Annotated in this window: 19 protein-coding genes (1 of these 19 cut by a window edge); 12 read left to right on the plus strand and 7 right to left on the minus strand. The window is 53.4% G+C overall.

What is annotated here, in order from left to right:
* Positions 1-10: 10 nt before the first annotated feature.
* The 4 genes from IRJ17_RS13065 to IRJ17_RS13080 are packed head-to-tail and all read left to right on the plus strand — an operon-like array spanning position 11 to position 4,585.
* The gene (locus IRJ17_RS13065) at positions 11-994 is read left to right on the plus strand and encodes an ABC transporter ATP-binding protein (protein WP_242774961.1); all 984 of its coding nucleotides are present in this window, start codon (positions 11-13) and stop codon (positions 992-994) included.
* Positions 991-1,998: an ABC transporter ATP-binding protein gene (locus tag IRJ17_RS13070; protein ID WP_173598195.1), complete on the plus strand. Its 1,008-nt coding sequence runs from the start codon at positions 991-993 to the stop codon at positions 1,996-1,998. Before IRJ17_RS13065 ends, IRJ17_RS13070 begins: the two co-directional genes overlap by 4 nt.
* Complete coding sequence (gene menC / locus IRJ17_RS13075; RefSeq protein WP_173598194.1) at positions 1,979-3,091, plus strand: o-succinylbenzoate synthase; 1,113 nt, start codon at positions 1,979-1,981, stop codon at positions 3,089-3,091. The genes IRJ17_RS13070 and menC overlap by 20 nt, the downstream gene beginning before the upstream one ends.
* Before the next feature lie 54 nt (positions 3,092-3,145).
* The gene (locus tag IRJ17_RS13080; protein ID WP_173598193.1) at positions 3,146-4,585 is read left to right on the plus strand and encodes a serine hydrolase; all 1,440 of its coding nucleotides are present in this window, start codon (positions 3,146-3,148) and stop codon (positions 4,583-4,585) included.
* Positions 4,586-4,731: 146 nt separating this feature from the next.
* Here IRJ17_RS13080 and IRJ17_RS13085 read toward each other — a convergent pair whose 3' ends face one another.
* Positions 4,732-6,045 (minus strand): MFS transporter, encoded by a 1,314-nt coding sequence (locus IRJ17_RS13085; RefSeq protein ID WP_242774963.1) that lies wholly within the window; start codon positions 6,043-6,045, stop codon positions 4,732-4,734.
* Positions 6,026-6,757, minus strand: coding sequence for an ArsR/SmtB family transcription factor (locus IRJ17_RS13090; RefSeq protein WP_242774965.1), 732 nt, complete (start codon positions 6,755-6,757; stop codon positions 6,026-6,028). The genes IRJ17_RS13085 and IRJ17_RS13090 overlap by 20 nt, the downstream gene beginning before the upstream one ends.
* Before the next feature lie 183 nt (positions 6,758-6,940).
* Here IRJ17_RS13090 and IRJ17_RS13095 point away from each other — a divergent pair, with 183 nt between their 5' ends.
* Positions 6,941-8,167: an MFS transporter gene (locus IRJ17_RS13095; protein WP_242774967.1), complete on the plus strand. Its 1,227-nt coding sequence runs from the start codon at positions 6,941-6,943 to the stop codon at positions 8,165-8,167.
* A gap of 139 nt (positions 8,168-8,306) precedes the next feature.
* Positions 8,307-9,566, plus strand: a complete 1,260-nt coding sequence (locus IRJ17_RS13100; RefSeq protein WP_122964049.1) for an MFS transporter — start codon at positions 8,307-8,309, stop codon at positions 9,564-9,566.
* Here the strand turns inward: IRJ17_RS13100 and IRJ17_RS13105 are convergent.
* Positions 9,537-10,316 carry an SDR family NAD(P)-dependent oxidoreductase gene (locus IRJ17_RS13105; RefSeq protein WP_242774968.1) on the minus strand — a complete coding sequence of 260 codons (780 nt, stop codon included), beginning with the start codon at positions 10,314-10,316 and terminating at the stop codon, positions 9,537-9,539. The two genes, IRJ17_RS13100 and IRJ17_RS13105, sit on opposite strands and share 30 nt — an antisense overlap.
* Before the next feature lie 98 nt (positions 10,317-10,414).
* Here IRJ17_RS13105 and IRJ17_RS13110 point away from each other — a divergent pair, with 98 nt between their 5' ends.
* Positions 10,415-10,633, plus strand: a complete 219-nt coding sequence (locus IRJ17_RS13110) for a DUF1540 domain-containing protein (protein WP_063228159.1) — start codon at positions 10,415-10,417, stop codon at positions 10,631-10,633.
* Positions 10,634-10,693: 60 nt separating this feature from the next.
* Here IRJ17_RS13110 and IRJ17_RS13115 read toward each other — a convergent pair whose 3' ends face one another.
* The gene (locus IRJ17_RS13115) at positions 10,694-11,284 is read right to left on the minus strand and encodes a hypothetical protein (protein ID WP_122964051.1); all 591 of its coding nucleotides are present in this window, start codon (positions 11,282-11,284) and stop codon (positions 10,694-10,696) included.
* Positions 11,285-11,380: 96 nt separating this feature from the next.
* Between IRJ17_RS13115 and IRJ17_RS13120 the strand changes: the two genes are divergently transcribed.
* Entirely contained in the window at positions 11,381-11,962 is a 582-nt protein-coding gene (locus IRJ17_RS13120; protein WP_242774970.1) for a DUF1700 domain-containing protein, read from the plus strand.
* An 85-nt stretch (positions 11,963-12,047) separates the two neighbouring features.
* On the opposite strand, the gene IRJ17_RS13125 is transcribed toward IRJ17_RS13120, so the two are convergent.
* Positions 12,048-12,581: a DUF84 family protein gene (locus IRJ17_RS13125; RefSeq protein WP_217022304.1), complete on the minus strand. Its 534-nt coding sequence runs from the start codon at positions 12,579-12,581 to the stop codon at positions 12,048-12,050.
* 141 nt (positions 12,582-12,722) lie between these two features.
* Between IRJ17_RS13125 and dapF the strand changes: the two genes are divergently transcribed.
* Positions 12,723-13,583 carry a diaminopimelate epimerase gene (gene dapF / locus IRJ17_RS13130; RefSeq protein WP_122964054.1) on the plus strand — a complete coding sequence of 287 codons (861 nt, stop codon included), beginning with the start codon at positions 12,723-12,725 and terminating at the stop codon, positions 13,581-13,583.
* A 60-nt stretch (positions 13,584-13,643) separates the two neighbouring features.
* Here dapF and IRJ17_RS13135 read toward each other — a convergent pair whose 3' ends face one another.
* Both IRJ17_RS13135 and IRJ17_RS13140 read right to left on the minus strand, forming a co-directional pair.
* Entirely contained in the window at positions 13,644-14,660 is a 1,017-nt protein-coding gene (locus IRJ17_RS13135; RefSeq protein WP_217022303.1) for a LysM peptidoglycan-binding domain-containing protein, read from the minus strand.
* Between the two features lie 242 nt (positions 14,661-14,902).
* On the minus strand, positions 14,903-15,049 hold the full coding sequence (locus tag IRJ17_RS13140) for a hypothetical protein (RefSeq protein WP_167470278.1): 147 nt from the start codon (positions 15,047-15,049) through the stop codon (positions 14,903-14,905).
* A 283-nt stretch (positions 15,050-15,332) separates the two neighbouring features.
* On the opposite strand from IRJ17_RS13140, the gene IRJ17_RS13145 reads away from it, so the two are divergent.
* The 3 genes in view from IRJ17_RS13145 to IRJ17_RS13155 are tightly spaced (at most 36 nt apart) and all read left to right on the plus strand, a layout consistent with a single transcriptional unit that may run on beyond the window.
* On the plus strand, positions 15,333-16,502 hold the full coding sequence (locus IRJ17_RS13145) for a cysteine desulfurase family protein (protein ID WP_173598190.1): 1,170 nt from the start codon (positions 15,333-15,335) through the stop codon (positions 16,500-16,502).
* A gap of 30 nt (positions 16,503-16,532) precedes the next feature.
* On the plus strand, positions 16,533-17,732 hold the full coding sequence (gene thiI / locus IRJ17_RS13150; protein WP_122964057.1) for a tRNA uracil 4-sulfurtransferase ThiI: 1,200 nt from the start codon (positions 16,533-16,535) through the stop codon (positions 17,730-17,732).
* A gap of 36 nt (positions 17,733-17,768) precedes the next feature.
* A protein-coding gene (locus IRJ17_RS13155; protein ID WP_122964058.1) for a fumarylacetoacetate hydrolase family protein crosses the window boundary here: on the plus strand, positions 17,769-18,235 show its 5' portion. 310 nt of this gene lie beyond the right edge of the window; the window shows 467 of its 777 coding nt (coding positions 1-467); it begins with the start codon at positions 17,769-17,771; its stop codon lies off the right edge, out of view.

Below are 18,235 nucleotides of genomic sequence, written 5' to 3' on the forward strand. Positions count from 1 at the left end.
GGATGGACAGATGAAAGACTCTCTCTTGGAAGTCGATGACTTGCGGGTGCAGTTTCGCACGGAAAACGGTGTGCTGCCCGCCTTGCAAGGCATTTCTTTTCAGATCAAAAAAGGCGAGACAGTAGCCCTGGTAGGAGAATCCGGCTGCGGAAAAAGCGTCACCTCGCTTGCGATCATGGGGCTGTTGGCCAGCTCGTCTGCGCAAATGAAAGGGAACATCCGCTTTCGGAACAAGGAGCTTGGTCAGCTTGGGCCAAAGGAGATGCGAGAGATCAGGGGCAAAGAGATCGCCATGATTTTTCAGGAGCCGATGACTTCCCTCAATCCGGTGCACACGATCGGCAGGCAATTGGAGGAAGTGTATCGGTTGCACACCGATTTGCCGAAAAAACAACGGCAGAACAAGGCAATCGAGATGCTGAAAAAGGTCGGAGTTCCGCGTGCCGAGGAAATTATGCGGGAATATCCGCACCAGTTGTCGGGGGGCATGAAGCAGCGGGTGATGATTGCCATGGCGATGGCCTGCAACCCGCATTTGCTGATCGCGGATGAACCGACGACAGCTCTGGACGTGACGATCCAGGCGCAAATTTTGGAGCTGATGAACGACTTGAAGGAAAAGGCCGACACGTCACTGCTCCTGATTACACACGATCTCGGCGTCGTCGCGGAGATGGCGAACCGCGTCCTGGTCATGTACTACGGAGAGATTGTGGAGGAAGCAGATGTCGCCAGCCTGTTCTCGCAGCCGCTTCATCCGTATACCGCCGGACTTTTGCGCTGTATCCCGGACTTGGATGAAGCAGAGAAAAAACGTCTCGACCCGATCGAAGGCAGCGTCCCTTTGCTCGGAGAAGTGACGCAAGGGTGTGCGTTCCGCTTTCGCTGTCCTTTGGCAGAAGAACGCTGTCATCTGGAAAAACCGCCGCTGTCAGGCAAAGGAACGCAAGCCGTCCGCTGCTGGCTGTACGCGAAAGAGGAGATGGCGGTATGAGCGAAGTTTTGTTGTCCGTAAACGATTTGAAGACGTATTTTCCGATCAAGAAAGGACTGTTCGGTCAGAGCGGCGAAGTGGTCAAGGCAGTCGATGGAGTTTCCTTCCAGTTGAAAAAAGGCGAGACGCTGGGGCTGGTCGGGGAAAGCGGCTGCGGCAAATCGACGACAGGCAGAAGCATCATGCGCTTGATTGAGCCAACAGGCGGGACGATTCATTTTGAGGATCAAGAAATAACCGCCATGCCAGAGAGTCGGTTTCGCGCGTTTCGCAAAAAAATGCAAATCGTGTTTCAGGACCCGTACGCTTCCTTGAATCCGCGCATGACCGTGCAGGGGGCTTTGGAGGAAGCGCTGGGGGTAAAGGAGCCGAAAATGTCGTCTGCCGAGCGCAGGGAGCAGGTGAAGGAACTGCTGCAACTGGTCGGGCTGAATCCGCAGTTCGCTGCCCGTTATCCGCACGAGTTCAGCGGCGGGCAACGGCAACGGATCGGCATTGCCCGGGCTTTGGCGGTGCAGCCTTCGCTGGTCGTTGCCGATGAGCCTGTGTCGGCCTTGGATGTCTCCATTCAGGCGCAAATTGTCAATCTGCTGCAAGATTTGCAGGAACGGCTTGGACTTGGCTACTTGTTTATTTCCCACGACCTGGGAGTCGTTCGGCATATCAGTGACAGAATCGCCGTCATGTATCTCGGACGAATTGTGGAGATCGCCGACAAGAAAGATTTGTTTGCGGGCCCGCTTCATCCGTATACACAGGCATTGATGTCGGCTGTGCCGAAAGCCAATCCGTTTCGTCGCAAAGAAAGGATTGTACTGACGGGCGATGTGCCCAGTCCTTCGCGGGTTCCGGCAGGATGCTCTTTTCACACCCGCTGTCCGCACAGCACGGAAGTTTGCCGTACGATTCGTCCCGTTCCCAGCCAGGTACAGCCCCGTCATTTTGTCGCATGCCACCTATATGAAACAGAAGGGATGAAGATCATTGAAAATCGAGCGCATTGAGTTGCAGCAACTCCATATTCCACTTCGCTTCCGTTTTGAAACGAGCTTTGGCTATACGCTTGTCAAAGAGTTGATTCTGGTCAGCGTCTACGGTGAGGGCGAGGTTGGCTACGCGGAAAGCGTGGCGATGCCTGATCCTTACTATAATGAAGAAACAACCGAGACTGCCTGGCACATGATGGAGCGTTTTCTCATCCCCAAGCTGTTTGCCAACCCGATCGAGACGCCGGAAGACGTAGATCGGCTGTTCGCTCCCGTTCGCCGCAACTACATGGCTAAATCAGCGTTGGAAGGCGCGATTTGGGATTTGTACAGCAAGCAAAAAGGGATTTCTTTGGCCAGGGCGCTCGGCGGCGACAAAGCGGTGATCGACGTGGGCATCAGCATCGGAATTGAGCCGACGGTGGATCAAGTGTTGGCGAAAGTGGAACGGCACTTGGCGGAAGGCTACAAAAAAATCAAGGTAAAGATCAAGCCGGGCTTCGATGTGGAGCTGATTCGCGCGATCCGCAAGCAGTTCGGTGACGATGTGCCGCTGATGGCCGACGCCAATTCCGCTTACACGATGGAGCACGTCGATATTATGAAGGAGCTGGATCACTACGGACTGATGATGATCGAACAGCCGTTGGCTCACGATGACATCATCGACCATGCCAAGCTGCAGCGGGAGCTGTCCACGCCGATTTGTCTGGACGAGAGCATTCATAGTGTGGAAGATGCGCGAAAAGCAATCGAGTTGGGCAGCTGCGGCATTATCAATATTAAAGTCGGTCGCGTGGGCGGTTTGACCGAGTCGAAGCGGATTCACGATTTGTGCCAGGCACACGGCATTCCGGTCTGGTGCGGGGGAATGATCGAGTCCGGAGTGGGCCGCGCTCACAATATCGCCATTACGACTCTGCCGAACTTCACAATTCCGGGCGATACAGCGGCATCGAGCCGTTACTGGGAAGAAGACATCGTGGAGAACGGGGTAGAACTGATTGCTCCAGGGCAATTGGCGGTACCGGAAGGACCTGGCATCGGCTATGCACTGAACAAGCGAGCGGTCGGGAACTACGTCCTGCGTTCGCAAAATTTCCGGCCGTAGCTAGGCTTGCTTCACGATTTTTCTAAATAAAGGGAAAAAAGGGGAGAAGTAAAGATGGCGGTGTGGGTGGAATCGTTTGAGGAGTATGCGCAAAAGTTGCTTTCCCAGGCAAAAATTACAGGTGCGGCAGTTGGTTTGGCCAAGCAAGGACAGATGGACTACTTCCGCGGCTTCGGGCTTGCGGACGATACAGAAGACGCGCTGGAGTTGACGCCGGACACGGTATTTGGCATCGGCTCTGTCACGAAATCATTTACTTGCGTTGCCATCATGCAGCTTCAGGAGCAAGGCAAGCTGCATGTCCACGATCCGGTTCGCAAATACATCCCTGAGCTGTCCACACCAAACGAAGACTATACTCGCGCGATGACGATTCATCATCTGATGACCCACACCGCAGGCTTCCCTCCGTTGGATTCACTCGTCGGAGCGATGAAAAACAGCATGCTCGAAGATACGGCCAACCGCACGTTCAGCTCCGGGTTGCAATGGGACCTGGACAAAGCGGAAGCGATCGAGACTTACGACGAGTTGCTTGCCTACATGGCAAAGCTCGAATATGAGCTGCTCGGCGCTCCTGGCGAACATTTCAGCTACTCCAACGACAGCTACGCCTTGCTCGGAATTATTGTCGGGCGGGTGAGCGGAATCGCGTACGAACAATTTGTCCGCGAGCATATTCTGGAGCCTGCCGGCATGACGAACAGCGCTTTTCTCATCGAGGAGCTGCCAGCAGATGCGCAGGTGGCAACTCTTTTCACCCGCAAAAGTCCTGAGGAAGGCGGGGCGGTGTTTCGCTCGCCAGCTTGGTGGGACGCTCCGGCCATGCGTTCGGGAGGCTTTTTGAAATCGACCATTCGCGATTTGTTGCGCTACACGGAGTTGTTCCGCACGGGTGGTCTGGTAGGCGACAAGCGGTTGCTTTCGGCGGACAGTGTCAAGGACATGACAACTCCTTACGCTCCGCTCACTCCTTTTCAAGGCTACGGGTACGGGCTGATGATCGGCAAAGATGGCCACGGCGGTACACTCATCGAGCATGGCGGGGCGATCAAAGGGGTCAGCGCGCAAATTTTTACGATTCCGGAAAGCGACACGACAGGGGCGATTCTCATGAACGTGGACGGCGGGCCTGCCACTGACCTGATGCATGGCTTGTTGAACGAGTATCGCGGCCAACCTGCTGCAACTCCTCCGTTCCCTTACGCAGACTACGAACTGCCTGTCGAGCGACTGGCTACGTATGTCGGGGAGTATCGTTCCTCGGAAGGGGCCAACGTAACCGTCGAGATCGAAGAAAACGGTTTGGTGCTCAAAGCGATGGGTGGCAAGCTTCCGCTGCGGGCGGTAGGAGAGGACGGCTTCGTGTTCAAACGGGGCGAGACAGATTCGTACATCCGGTTTTTTCGGGATGAAGCGGGCGAGATCAGCCGGATGGGCTTCGGCTTCCGGCAGTTGCCCAAAGTGTCGGTAGGAAAAGAGCAGACCGTGTAAAGACCAAACACGCGTCCTTGACAAGCATGGAAGTTGCTTGCCAGGGGCGCGTGATTTTTTCAGGTGCTGGCACTGCACTGTTATGATCTTACGGTCTATGCTGCCATGCCGCTATGCCACTAAGCCACTAAGCGCGAACGTTCCCCCTATGTAGACGAGGCATGGGAATGAATCGCTTCTCCCGCAGCGGAGCGCTGCCAGTCAGGGTGCTGCTCCATGTTGCGGAAGGTGCGGAACAAAAGCAGGCAAAGCGATGACAGGCTGAAAATGATTCCGCCAGCGAGCAGAAGAACGCCGGAAGTGGCCGTTTTCGAGGCCAAAAGGAACGAGCAGAGAGCGTAGCTGACCGGACCGAAGCCAAGCGACATCAGGGAGAGCAGCGACATGACGCGGCCGAGCATGGCAGAAGGGACGATGGTCTGGATGTAAGTGATGATCGGGATGTTCGTCATGCTGAGCATCATGCCGATGCAGAACATCGGGAGCAATCCGAACAAAAGCTGCTGCATGAAAAAGAGCGAGCTCATCGCGACCCCCATGCCGCCGAGGAAAAAGGGGAGCAGAATAAATTTTCCGCGAAAGCCTTTGCACAGTCCGGTCAAAATCCCTCCGACGATCGTGCCGACGCCAAGCGAGGTGCTAAGTGTGCTGTACGCGCTTCCATCCCAGCCGAGGTCTTTGACGTGCAGCGGTATCCCCATGTTGATCGGCCCGGAAAACATCATGTTGATCACGAGCGAGGTGACGAGCAGCATAGTCAGGATCGGAATCCCGTATGTAAAGCGAATCCCGCCCCATATATCCTGAAAATACGATTCTGCGCCAGAAGACGGCGAAGCGGTTGCGCGAGTCTCGTCGCGTGAGGAAGCATGCAGGCGCAAAGCGAGCAAAACCAGTGCCCCTGTGAAAAAGGCGAGCGCCAATATGACGAACATGAGCGAATAGTTGTGGGTGCGGATCAACAGCGCGGAGACGACAGGACCGCCGACCATGCTGATTTGCTGGGAAATTTCCATCATGCTGTTGGCAGGAGCGAGTTGTTCCCGAGAGACAAGGGAGGGCAGGATCGAGCTGCGAGCCGGCCAGAAGAAAGCGTCGACAGTGCCGAAAAGGGCGGCGATCCCGTAGATGAGCAGGAACAGCCATTCCAGCGTCTCGCCTTGGAGAACCAGCCCAAAACCGAGCAGGATGATGCAGCGAGCCAAAAGCGAAGCGAACATGATCCACTTCCGATTCCAGCGATCTGCGGCCACTCCCCCCGCAAGCATGAACAGCAGGCGGGGAATCGACATGCAAATAAGCGCGGTTCCGAGCATCGTTTCCGATCCCGTCTGATCGACGATAAACCAGGACAACAGCAAAAAGAATGCGCCATCGGCCATGGCTGACAAGATCGTCGCACACCAGAGCAAAAGAAACGAGCGATTTTTCCACAAGGCATTAGTTGGAATCGTCGTCATCCTGTTGCGCCTCCTGCTTCTTTTTGACCACGAATTTGCTCGATATATGCTTGTAGTCGCTCGGCAAGTGCTCGTAGTTATCCGGCAAAGATTCGTCTTCCGATACGTAAATGCGTTCGTCTGTCATAAAGCCGACTGTTACGATATAAAAGTTTTCCTCTGTGTCCTCCGCTTCTCCGGCGGCGATTCGCTGCAAGTGGCGTGCTTCCATATCGCCCAGCTCGTCAATCAGGGCATGGTATTTGTCAAGCCACTGCTGGATTTCGTGACGCGGAGCTTTTATTTCTGCGTTGAAAGCGATGGCAGGGGCGCGTTTGCTTTTGTCCGCGAATTGCATGAACGATTCGTCGGGAGCGTTGTACAGGCGGGTGAGGCTTGAGCGCAAATGGTTGACCATCGCTTCCTGGAGCAGCATGCTGTTTTCGCTGAGGGAAGGGAGCAGTTCTTCACTGACTTTGAGATCGTAGGCGACCGCCCGGTAAAATTTTTGCACAATCCCGTTTTTCTCTTCGGTACGGACGACCTGGACAAAGCCCTGGCTTTCCAATTCCTTGAGATGATAGTGCACCTTGGAAGCAGAGAGGGAGAGCAAGGTAGCGAGCTGCTTGCCCGTATACGCTTCCTTTACAAGCAAGGTGATGATTTCCATCCGCAAAGCATCGCTGACGACTTTCAGTTGATCCAAAGTTTCGATGACTAAAAAACGTTTCATGGCGCACCTGCCTCATTTTAATAATCATGAACGTAATGAAATATAAAAACGTTCAATTTATTTTGAACGTATAATAACTTAAAGCCTGACTCATTGACAAGAACAATTTGCCGCTATTTTCAGGCAAGTGCTACAATGGGGAGAAAGTTGACTGGGTAAGCTTTTTGGAAAGGATGCGCGATGATGACCTTGCTACAGCACCCGATTTTTCGCCGTCTGTATGCGGCCCATATTGTTCATATTATAGGGAATGAGTTTACGTTTATTGCGGTTGTAGGGCTTTTGCACGATTTGAGCGGTTCCGGTTTGTCCTTTGCCGCAGGCACGGTATTTCGGATGGTGCCGTATGTACTGACAAGCCTGTTTTCCGGAGCGCTGGTGGAGAACTGGGACAAGCGCAGAGTCATGCTGATCGTCAACCTGCTTAGGGGGATTCTTGTCAGTCTGTTTTTCTTGATCACGTCTGTGACTTATTTGTGGATCGCTTTTTTGCTGTTGATTCTCGTCAATATTTGCAGCGCCTTTTTTCAGCCTGCGATGCAGGTAGCCATCGTCAGCTCTGTTGAAGAACGGGAGCGGCTGGCAGCCAATTCGCTTTTGCAAGGGACGACTTCGTTTTTGATTATTGTTTGCCAGGGAATCGCTGCTGTACTCGTTTATCTTTTTTCCTATCGCTACAACTTTTTGCTTGATGCCGCTTGCTATTTGCTGTCCTTGTTTATTCTGCTGCGGCTTCCTCCGATCGCTGAAGCTGTGGTGCACAAGGCAGGCACGCATTTTTTCGCTCGGCTACAGGAAGGCTTCCGCTATATCGGCGGCAACAGAAGAATCGGGCAGGTTATTTTGTACCAGATGGCAGAGAGGGTCTGCGCCGCTTATTACATCATGCTGATGTTTTACGTGCTTCAGGAGCGGGGCGAAGGGCTGTACGTATTCGGTTTGCTCGACATTCCGCTGGGGCTGGGCGGCGTGATCGCCGGAATCGCCGCTGGCCGACTGGCGGAGAGATTGAATGAACAGGGCATATCTCGTTTCCAGGGCTGGGCGCTGATCGCGATGGGACTGTCGATTGTCGCGGTGTTTCATATCAAGCCGTTGCTTGGGCTTGCTGTCGCCATCCTGTTTTGTTCATTCGCGTCGTTCAGTTCTTCGATTTTGTCCGTTACCAAGCTGCAAAAGCTGGCGGACCCTGCCTTTTTGGCCCGTGTTTTCTCGATCAGGGAAATGGCGACGATGGGAGCCTTTTCAGCGAGCTGTCTCGTACTCGGCTTTTGCGCAGAACAGGTCGGGAGCGCTGCTGTTTCGGTGTGGCTTGGCTTGTTCGGTGTTGTAGCAGGTGTCTTTTGGCTCTGGAGCCGCAAACAATTGCATCGTCTGGAGGAGCAGGAATCGTCGGTTCATCCGGAATGAGTTTCCCCTTTGCCCGTTCCCGAATGGGCAGAGGGCTTTTTGTGTTTTTGCTTACTTTATCATTTAATAAACATAAATATTGAAAATGTATGAAATTGTGTATACAATGAATGGAAACAGAGATAAAGGAAGATGCAGGATGAAAGAATTATGGAGACAGCGCGGATTTCGCTGGTATTGGCTCGGCATGTTTTTATCGGGATTGGGTGACCAGTTCGGCTGGATGGGGCTTACCTGGTTTGTGATGAACAAGACCGGATCTCCCGCTGCGATGGGGGGAGTTGTCCTGGCGTACATGCTGCCAGCCGTATTTGCGGGGTTGGTGGCGGGGGTATTGCTGGATCGGTTTGATCGCCGCAAGTTGATTATGGTGGACAATATAGCCCGCGGGGTGATTTTTATCGCTCTGGTGGCTTTGCTGCAGGTCGACCACGTTCCGCTTTTCGTGATTTACATATTGATTGTCATTGCCGGAACGCTGTCTCCGCTCAGTACAGCGGGTGCCCAGACGCTGTTGCCGAGGCTGGTGGCGGATAAAAATCATCTGGTCAAAGCGAATGGCGTCATGGAGAGTCAATGGCAAATCATCTACATGTTCGGCCCGGCGCTGGCTGGGGTGCTGATCGGATTGATTGGGGAAGCTTACGTACTGCTGATTGATGCCGCCAGCTTTTTTGTTTGCGCCCTCTGTTTCTCGCGCCTGCCAAAAGAACTGACGAAAAGCGCAAACCCCGGCGTTCCGCAAAACATGCAGGCGGGCAAGTTTTTGCGCTCGCTGTTGGTCGATATGCAAACAGGCTACCGCTACTTGTTCGGAAACAAGCAAATGGTCGCTCTCGTGTTCTTCACGTTTTTGTTCAATATGTCTTACGGGCCGATTGAGGTGGCGTTGCCGCTTTATGCCAATCAAAACTTGGAGGGTGGCTCGATTGCGCTGGGGATGCTCTGGTCGTCGCTTGCCATCGGAGCGCTGCTCGGGTCGTTGTTCTTCTCGACGATTACGTGGAAATTCCCGCTCGGGGGCACGCTTGCGGGAATCATGGTCTTGTGGGGGCTGACCACGATGCCGCTCGCTTTCTTTTCCCGGCTGGAGGTGGCGATGGTCGCGATGGCTTTGGCAGGCTTCAGTTATTCTCCTTACAACATCATGTACAGAAGTTATTTGCAAAGGCAGGTCCCGGATGCTTTGCTGGGAAGAGTGATGACGAGCATCCGGACGGTTACGGGAACGGGAATGCCGGCTGGGGCGGCAGTCTCGGGGGTGTTGATTCCTTTTCTCGGGGTACAAGGATTGTTCGGGGCAGGGGCGGTCATGTGCGTGGTGTGCGGCTTGTTCGCCTTCGGAATGCTGCGGGACCTCAAAAATCAGTCACTTGCGATTGAGGAGCGGGGAAACTAGCTGTTTCAAACGTTGCGGCAGCAGGCTGTAAAGCACGGATAGCATCTTCAGGCGAAAAGGCATGGCTACTTCCGGACGCTTTTTCTCTACCGCCTTGTAAATCAGGCGGGCCGTGTCATCGGCAGAGAGCAAGTAACGGGCTACTTTGCTGCGATACGCTCCTGTCCGGTCCGCTTTTTCCAAAAAAGGCGTATCGATCGGGCCGGGAAGGGCACAGGTCACATGGACGCCGCTTCCTGCAAGCTCATGCTGCAAGCCTTCGCTGAACCGGATCACGGCGGCTTTGCTCGCGGCGTATACGGACGCTTTGGCGGTAGCGACCTGACCTGCGAGCGAGGCGACGTTGACGATATGTCCCTGCTGATGATCGAGCATCATCGGCAAAAAAGCGCGAGTGGTGTACATCACGCCGGCAATATTTGTTCGCAACGTCTCTTCCAGTTCGTCGATCGTCATGTCGACGAGCGGCTCGAACACAGCGACGCCCGCATTGTTGTACAAAAGGTCGCACGCTCCGAAGCGCACATGCACCCAGGCTGCAAAGCGCCGGACGTCCTCGTTGTTTCCGACGTGGAGCGCATAGGAAAACAATCGCTCCCGATTGGCGGAAGAAATGGACAGCGACTCATGATTTACGGGTTTACGCGATGCTGCGATGACCAGATCGTCTTTTTCCAGATGCAAGCGGGTCAGCGCCTGACCTAGACCGCCAGACGCTCCGGTGATGACGACTACGCGGGGTGTATGCATGGCTCCCCCTCTTTTCTGTATCGTTTGTGGTTGTTTGTTTTTCACAAGTATATCCCTTAGACGAATGGTGAAGGATAGCGTCTAGGAGGTGAATCCAAATGCCACAAGTAAAATGCAGCGTAGCAAACTGTGAGTATTGGGCGCAAGGCAATATTTGCAGCGCCGACGAAATCATGGTGGAGATCGACGCCCACGCGAACGCCAACCTGAAGGAAGAGTTTGCGGGTGAGTATGGTCAAAATGACCATAAAGATCAAGCAACCACTTCGTCTGAAACCTGTTGTCTGACGTTCAAGCCGAAGAAATCGGCAAAGTAAGGCTTGGACGTCCAAAAAGACGTATCCCGACAAGGAGATACGTCTTTTTGCTGCATACACTTAGACACGGGCTTGTCCAAGCGACAATGTCTTGATTTTGTGGTCGACTTCCTCCCAGGAGGTCACGCGGTGCACAAGCTCAGGGAGGCGGGCCTGATTGTACGGTGTATCGAACAAAAACACGGGAATTTGCAAGGCTTCCGACAGTTGCAGGGCATTTTCCAGCCGATCTTCCAGGAACAGATCCACGCCCCACTTTTGGGCAGCGGCAAGCTTGTCGTGGGAGCCGACCAAATCCACTTCATGGTAAGGGATTTGATAACGGGCAAACCAGTTCAGCGTCACATCGTGATGGTGCGCTTCCCTGGCGCTGATGTAAATCAGCTTGTGCAACGGATACCAGTTGCGCAACACCTGATCGGCAATGCCGTGAACAGGCGCTTCGTCGTACAGGCGTTCACCATTTTGGGCGAGCCAGTTGTCAAACTCCTCGTCTGTAATCTGATACACGTTGGCCAAATTGTACTCCAGACAGTCTTCATATCGTAAATCTCTGCCAAAGCTTTCATTCATCAACGGCACAATACTGCTGGGTGAAGTGACCGTTCCGTCAATATCAATGCCAATGGTTAGGAACTTCTCTGGTTTCATCCTCTCGCCTCCAGTTTAAATTGTACACCGCAGGCAGACAATAAGGCTACTTCCTTCACTAACAAATCCTTTACCAAAAAAGGGGCTGAGCATGGTATGTTGGATCGACACGAACGCATGAATGCGAAGCGGAAGGAAGATACCGGCTTTTCCGACACGGTAGATCAGCACGACAGGGAATTTGCAGTAGACACCTGGACCCAGGCCGCTTTCGACGAAGATGAGGAACGCTCAAGGCGAAGGATTCACTACGATCCTCACTCTTTGACAGAGCGTTATTCCGGCGAAGAGGACAGGGTGGAGAACGACTTTTCGGAGCGATTGGATGGCGTTGTACTGACGAGGGAAGACCGCGCGCCGGTCACCGCGAGAAGAGACGACGACATCGAGGCAGCGGCGGAAATCGCCGAGCCGATTCCTTCGCGTCGTTCTGTGCGTGAGATCAGCGATGACGAAGATAGCCGGGAAAGCGGGGCCAGCGGTATCGGCATGACAGGTCTGGGGCTATCGATCCTGTCCCTGTTCCTGATGCCGTATCTCGTGGCGCCAATCGGGATGGTGCTTGGCTATTTGGCGTATCGACGCGATTCGAGAACGCTGGGGGCGTGGGCGATGATTGTAGGTGCGATCTCCATTTTGGGAGCTTTGGTCATCTACCCGTACTACACGGCCCGGTAGTAACCAGCAGCAGACCGCAAAAAGCAAAAAGCCTCCTTCGCGCTGCAACAGCCGAAGAGGCTTTTTGTTTTGACGTCGCCCTCGATCAGCTTGTGTAAAAACGGGATTGATACGGTGTGATCGCAGCGATGACGGCTTCGCAAAAAACATCGGAACGGTTGAGGCGGTCGTTGGTCAAAAGCGCGTAAGCTCCGCCGCGATGGTTGCTTCCGCTCGTTTGGCCCCACTCGTCCATAATCACGCTCAGTTCCGTCTTTTCTGCCACAATGCGCTCAATCGCCTGTTTGGGCATGGGAAAAGCCAGACCTTTGCCCAAAAACAGCTGCTTTCCGTTCCAGGCTGCGCACACCGAGATCAAATACCATTGTCCGGTAAACGCTTCGTCATACATCAGGCCGCCTTCCAGACCAAGCCCGATTTGCGCCTCCGGAGCAAGGGCGAGAGCCGCTTTTGCCCGATTGATGGCTCCGGTAATCGTTTCTTGTTCGCTCATGGGCTGGGCAGGCACTCCCGAAGGAACGGCGAGACAAATCGGGTCGATGCCCGTGGCTTTTTGTACGGCCAGCCGCTTTGCTTCGTTTTTCGTGCCGAGCACATAGCGTAATGTTGCGTCATTCATTGGATCAAAGGTCACCTCGACAGTTAGCGGTTGCTCTTGATTACTGGTAGTATACCACTTCCCCCAAACGGAAGTTGTTGTGTTAAGATAAGTCCATATATAAAGAGAGTCAGAAATTACAGAGAAAACGGGGAGTGGCAGATGAAATTTACCAAATTGCATGGCTTGGGCAACGACTATGTGTACGTCAACTGTTTCGAGGAAACGTTGGCGGGAGTGGATCTTCCCGAACTGGCAAGACGGGTAAGCGATCGCAACTTCGGCATTGGCGGAGACGGCCTGATTTTGATTCTTCCGTCAGAGCGCGCTGATTTTCGCATGCGCGTATTCAACAACGACGGAAGCGAGGCAAAAAACTGCGGCAACGGCCTGCGCTGTGTGAGCAAATACGTGTACGATCACGGCTTGACTGCGCAAACCACGTTTACGGTAGAAACATGGGGCGGGATGATGAAGCCGGTTGTCTCTGTCGGGGCTGACGGCAAAGTGGAGCAAGTCACGATTGATATGGGAGAGCCGCGTTTTGAACGCTCGGCGATTCCGATGACAGGCATACCGGAAGAGCAGGCGCACGAAGAGGTGCTGGAAGTGGACGGGGCTGTGTTTACGATGACGGCTGTATCCATGGGCAATCCGCACGCGATTATTTTCATGGACGAAGTGCGCGACGAAGATGTGCGCACGTACGGACCGAAGATCGAGTTCCACGAATGGTTCCCGGAACGCACCAACGTTGAATTTATCCAAATATTGAATCGGGAAGAGATCTTGTTCCGCGTCTGGGAGCGGGGATCTGGCGTGACCCTCGCGTGCGGAACCGGAGCTTGTGCAGCGGCCGTCGCAGCAGCGCTCGCTGGCAAGGTCGACAGAGCGGTTACCGTGCATTTGGCAGGAGGAGACCTGTTTATCGATTGGCGGGAAGAAGACAATCGCGTCTACATGACAGGGCCAGCCACAGAAGTGTTCCAAGGTGTGTACAGCGGGCCTATTCCTTATAAATAAGCAAACAGGAAAAAGCCGTTCCAGTCATGACGATGGAACGGCTTTTCGCCTGTCAGTTGCCTATTTTCCTGCCGCAATCCGAATCGCGGCTTGGTGGTCGGGGTCAATCAGGTTGTCTTTGTGGCGCAGGCTGCCAGGGAAGTGAATATCAAAATGCCCGTCAAATGCATTGTCCGTTATATACTCGATGCTGTGCGGCATGGAGGACATGGAGGCGGCCAGACGTCGGCCATCGACTTCCACGATGACAGGCCGGATGCTCCAGGAAAAATTGCCGCCCCAAATGCTTTTGATGGTAGCACTGTCCGCTGAAGTCAACGGTTCCGTGTCAGAATGGGAAGCGCCGATCGTGCGTTTGACCATGAAGCTTTTGCCCGTAGCAAAATCGGTCACTTTTGCAGTCGCGTTGATCGGGAACAAATACTGGGCCGCTTCAAACCAGTCCAGATACTCACCGTACTTGGCTCCTGCTGTCTCGGTTTTTGGAATGTGGTGCACAGGAACAGTTACGATTTGACCGATCTGCAAATAATCGGATTCGCTCAGCTTGTTGGCTTGCAAAAACTCGGTAAACGGGATGCCGTGGGCAATCGAAATCGTCCAAGGCGTATCTCCTTTGGCAACCTGATAGCGAGTGCTCTCTACCCAAGGCTTGTCCGGCTCAGGCTTGGGGGCGGGCGCAGGCGCAGGTGTCTCGGCGACTGGCTCTTGCTTGGGGATCAGCAGCTTTTGCCCGATGAGAATTTCCGTCGTTTGCAGTTTGTTTGTATTCACAATAGTTTGAATGCTTACGCCGTGGTTGTAGGCGATTTTCCACAGGACGTCGCCTGCTTTGACCGTATAAACGGTGGAACGCGGAGGTATGTACAGCGTTTGTCCGACCATGATCATGTCCGATTGCAACTGGTTAGCCAGTTTGAGCTGTTCGACCGTGATCTGGTTTTTGTACGCGATATTGCCGAGTGTGTCTCCAGGGACGACCTGAATCGTTTGGGCAAAGGCAGATGTAGCAGGGAGCAAGCCAGCAACCAGAGTAGCTTGCAGGGCGAGACGTTTCCAGCGCGTTGTTTTGAACATGAAAGCCTCCTCGATGCCGTAGCGTGGTGTAGTGGTTCATCTTGATTGTACGCAGTGGAAACCGTTGCTTTCATCAGGTAAATCTACCCTCGATTGGTCACCTCTCCCAGCAGAGGTGAAAACTCCTCCTTTTCCAAATGAAAAATTAACCGAAAATTGTGCTTATAGACATAAAAATAGCGTGGAAGCGGCCAAATCGTCTTGCCCGCACCCACGCTATCGCAAATAAAATAAGCGAAAAGTCACCCGTTGTACACCTCATTTAGATATGCGACATCATTTTGGTCGTATTGAGGGGTACTTTTGTTCATTTTGGCCAGTTCAGCCTGCAATCTTTTCAGTTCTGCTTCCATCTTGTTGATTTTTTCTTGCATTGCTTGTGTTGTCATCGCTGCTCTCTCCTTGTTCCCGTGTAGGTATCTTTTTTCTAAATTTATTGACAATTCTAACGAAAGGCTATCGCATTGTAAATAGCTTAAATTTGGATGTAAGCGCTTTAGTTGTGAAAAGAATGTGAACGCTTGCTCAGGCTTGGCTAAAAACGACTGGTTGCCTGCAAAAAGCAGGGGAAAATAATCAGGAAGTACACTCGGGTAGTATGTTCCACATGGACAGTCGTGTTATGATGAAGGGTAGACTTAGGGCAGCTCGCCCTCAGGAAGGTGTGGACTGGTGATTTACTTAGACAACAGTGCGACAACCCGGCCTCATCCAGGGGTCATTGAGACAGTAAAACGGGCGATGGAAAACTATTATGGAAATCCGTCCTCTTTGCATCAAAAAGGGGTGGAAGCCGAAAACGTACTCAAGCAGGCGCGGAAGGTTGCTGCACAGTACCTGGGCTGCAAAGAAGGGGAAATCATTTTTACCTCCGGAGGCACAGAAAGCAATAATACGGCAATCAAGGGCATTGCCTTTCAATATCAGAACAGAGGGAAGCATATTGTTACCACACAAGTCGAGCATCCGGCTGTCTACGATGTGTGCAAGCAGCTGGAGGGGATCGGGTTTGCCGTGACCTATCTGCCTGTGGATCGCGAAGGGCGCGTGTCTGTCGAGGATGTAAAGCGTGCGCTCCGTCCGGACACGATTCTCGTGTCTGTCATGCATGTGAACAACGAACTGGGGACGATTCAGCCCGTGGAAGAAATCGGACAGTGGCTAAAGCAGTATCCGAAGGTTTTGTTCCATGTGGATGCCGTCCAGGGGATCGGCAAAGTGCCGCTGTCTCTGCACGACTCCGGCATCGATCTGTTGAGTGTGTCTGCCCACAAGTTCTATGGCCCGCGGGGAGTGGGCATCCTGTATAAACGCGAAGGATTGATTATCCACCCGTTGATGATGGGCGGCGGACAAGAAGCTGGGGTGCGTTCGGGAACGGAAAACCTTCCGGCGATCGCTGGCATGGCCAAAGCCATTCGGGTTTTGGAGGAGCTGGGCAAGGACGAAGCCGGGAGACTGCAAAGCCTGAACCAACGGCTGCGCGAAGGCATTGAGCGAATCGAGGGCTGTATCGTCAACACGCCGCAGCAAGGGGCAGCTCCGCACATTATGAACTTGTCCGTACCGGGAGTAAAAGCGGAAGTGTTGCTGCACGCTTTGGAAGAGAGAGGCTTTCTCGTCTCGACCAAGTCAGCCTGCTCGTCTAAAGCGAATGAGCCAAGCAGGGTGTTGACGGCTGTCGGGATTGAACGGGATTGTGCCCTGTCATCTTTGCGCATCAGCCTGGGCAGGGAAAATACGCGTGAGGAGATCGAGCAGTTCCTGACCGCGCTGGAAGCGTGCGTAGAAACCTTGCGCTCGTTTATCAAGCCGCAAACGGTCCCGGATCGCAGAAAATAAGAGAAGAGAACCCATTCAAAGGAGATTATCATGAACTACGATGTTATTTTGATTCGCTACGGCGAGCTTGCTCTTAAAGGCAAAAACCGCGATCAGTTTGAAGAAGCGCTGGTCAGAAGTGTGAAAAGCGTGCTGCGCTCCTTTTTCAAAGTAAAGGTGAGACGCAACTACGGGCGCATGTATGTCGAGCTGCATGGCGAGGATGCTTATGCGGTCATGGAACGGTTGAAGCGCGTTTTCGGCATCTCTTCCTTTAGTCCGACCGTTCAAGTGGACCCGGATATCGAGACGATCAAGGAAAAAGCGCTGGAAATGGTCCGTCAATTGCAGCCGGAACCGCGCACGTTCCGCGTGGTCACTCGTCGTGCGGACAAGCGCTACCCGATTCCTTCCATGGAAGTGAACCGAATCGTCGGCACCCACATTTTGCGGGCGCTGCCTGCGATCAAAGTAGATGTGCACGAGCCTGAAACGATCGTCAATGTGGAAATTCGCGCAGAAGGCACGTATTTAAGCTGCGAAACGATTCCGGGGCCAGGCGGCTTGCCAGTAGGCGTGAGCGGAAAAGTGCTGCTGCTTTTGTCGGGGGGAATCGACAGCCCTGTAGCTGGCTGGATGATGCTGAAGCGCGGAGTTACGCTGGAAGCGATCCACTTCCACAGCTATCCGTTCACCAGCGAGCGCGCTTTGCAAAAGGTGCGTGACTTGGCCCAAAAACTGACCAAGTGGGGCGGAACCGTCAAGCTGCACGTTGTTCCTTTTACCGAGATTCAAACCGCGATCCGCGAAAAGTGTCCGGAAGATTATTTGATCACGATCATGCGCCGCTTCATGATGCGCATTTCCGAGCGTGTGGCGGAAAACACGAAAGCAAAGGCTCTGGCGACAGGCGAAAGTCTCGGACAGGTAGCTTCGCAAACATTGGAGAGCATGGACACGATCAACAAGGTGATTTCCATTCCCATGCTTCGTCCGCTCATCGGGATGGACAAGGTCGACATTACCGATCTCTCGCGTAAAATCGATACGTATGAGCTGTCCATTTTGCCGTATGAAGACTGCTGCACGGTGTTTACCCCGAAAAATCCGGTAACCAGACCGAAACCGTATCTGGCTGCCAAATTTGAAGAAGTGCTGGATGTGGACGCTCTAGTGGAAAAGGCAGTAGCAGGCACTGTCATCGAAGAAATCACAACCAAGCCGAAAGAAACGACGACGGATTTGTTTTAGCCGATAGAGAAAAATGCGTGACGGGGGAGAAGAGTCATGATTATCCGCTATGAGCGAAACGGCAAAGTCAAGCATGGGTGGATGGTAGCAGAAGATCAGAAGGTCCGGGTGATCGAAGGGGATATTTATAAAATCCAAACAGCCAAACCGATCATGACGGGACTGGAGCTGCCGCTGGACGAAATCAGCCTGAAAGCGCCGTGCGATCCGAGCAAAGTGGTGTGCATCGGCTTGAATTATCGCGACCACGCGGCAGAGATGGGGATTGATCTGCCAAAAGAGCCGTTGATGTTCCTGAAGCCTTCGTCTGCTGTCGTGGGTCCGGGCGAGCCGATTGTTTATCCGAAGCTGACCGAAAATCTGCATTACGAAGGCGAACTGGCCATTGTCATCAAAAAGGAAGCAAAAAAGGTGAAGGCTGCCGATGCGGATGAGTACATCCTCGGTTTTACGTGCGCCATTGATGTGACTGCCCGCGATTTGCAATGGAGCGACGGGCAGTG

The organism is Brevibacillus parabrevis (assembly GCF_022701015.1).
In the GTDB taxonomy this organism is placed as follows: Bacteria; Bacillota; Bacilli; order Brevibacillales; family Brevibacillaceae; genus Brevibacillus; species Brevibacillus parabrevis.